This window comes from Aestuariibaculum marinum (genome assembly GCF_014596975.1).
Taxonomy (GTDB): Bacteria; Bacteroidota; Bacteroidia; order Flavobacteriales; family Flavobacteriaceae; genus Aestuariibaculum; species Aestuariibaculum marinum.
Genome location: NZ_JACVXD010000030.1, coordinates 1 through 1,352, shown reverse-complemented (window position 1 = coordinate 1,352; position 1,352 = coordinate 1). Strand labels below are relative to the sequence as shown.

Annotated in this window: 1 protein-coding gene and 1 pseudogene; both read right to left on the bottom strand. The window is 35.4% G+C overall.

The features are described from left to right. Positions 1 to 1,016 (bottom strand): tyrosine-type recombinase/integrase (locus ICJ85_RS16070; protein ID WP_188224816.1); only part of this gene is annotated, 1,016 nt, incomplete at its 3' end. Positions 1,017 to 1,064: 48 nt separating this feature from the next. Continuing rightward, positions 1,065 to 1,352, bottom strand: a pseudogene (locus ICJ85_RS16485) (hypothetical protein); the annotation flags it as partial.

Genomic DNA, 1,352 nt, shown 5'->3' with positions numbered 1-1,352 from the left:
TGACCTGTAATTTGCATTAATTTACTTTTAGCTTCATTGGGTGATGATTCTTTTACCAAGGCTCTGTATAACTTCGTTATAAAAGTATGCCTGAAACTATACATGCTATGCTCCGAATCTAAGTCAAAGGTATCCTTGACAATCTTTTTAAAACGCTTTGAAAAGTAATTGCGCTTACTATCATCACCTAAATGCCATTCACCTCCTATGCCTTGTGGTGTAAACAAACTGTCTTCCTTGTTGAGTTTGCTTAAGTCGGGTAATTCCTTAAATAAAATCTCCGGAATAATTTTAGTCTTTAAGGCTTTATTCTTAGCTTCAAAGGTGACTGTTTTATGTTTCAAGTCTATATCACCTACTTTTAAACGACAAATCTCAATTGGTCTTAACAAGCCATAGGCCACAAACTTTACAAACAACAAAAGTATTGGATCCTGTACCTCCATATGCTTAAAGATGTCCTCTTGAAGCTCTTTGTTATAGGTTTTATTGCGTTTGGGTTGTGTTTTTAACGCTTTGATATTCTTAATAAAGTTTTGGCTAACAATATCATTATCCTCTAAGGTTTGATATAAGCTACTTAAACTGGCTCTGTAGTTGTTTCTATTTCTGGCTGAGGATTTGGTTAGTATATGATTCAAAAACTCTAAAACAAGCTTTCTATTAACCTCACCTATAAATGTAATCTTTGGGTGATTATCTTTCAACCATTCACAGAAAACTTTAATATGGCTTTTATACGACCGAACACTACTTTCTTTAAGAGACTGCTTTTTTAAAGTCATATCAAAAGCACAAGCCTCTTCTATACGCTTTCCTTTGTCAACTACTTCTTCTGGTTGTTCTGACTTTAGCTCAACTTTAGGTGGTATTTTAATTTCAGGTGTCTCCGTGGTGTTACCTGTACTTTGTTTTGTAGTTTCCTTTTTAAAAAGTTCGACATTATCAGCATAGGGATTGTAGCCTCGTTTAAGTAATTTAAATAGAATTTGACTGTAAACAGTCAAAATTGCCATACGCTCTTCTTTGGTTTGATACCGATTTGCATTGGCATAGATTGGAGATTAGCGTTTTAAGGTATTCGTCTTGGGATCCCGATAAGAAAAATAGACGTACCAGCGTTTCTTTAAATTACCACTGGCGGTGTAGATTTTGGGCTTGGAAAATTGTTTTTGCACAGATAAATCGTATTCGTTTCCGTATTCACTTTCGTATTCACCTTGCAATATATCAGAAATATTAGACATAAAAAAAACGGTTTGGTGACACCAAACCGTTGATTTTACTGCCTTTCGGCTTCGTAGCGGGAACAGGACTCGAACCTGTGACCTTCGGGTTATGAGTTCATCACC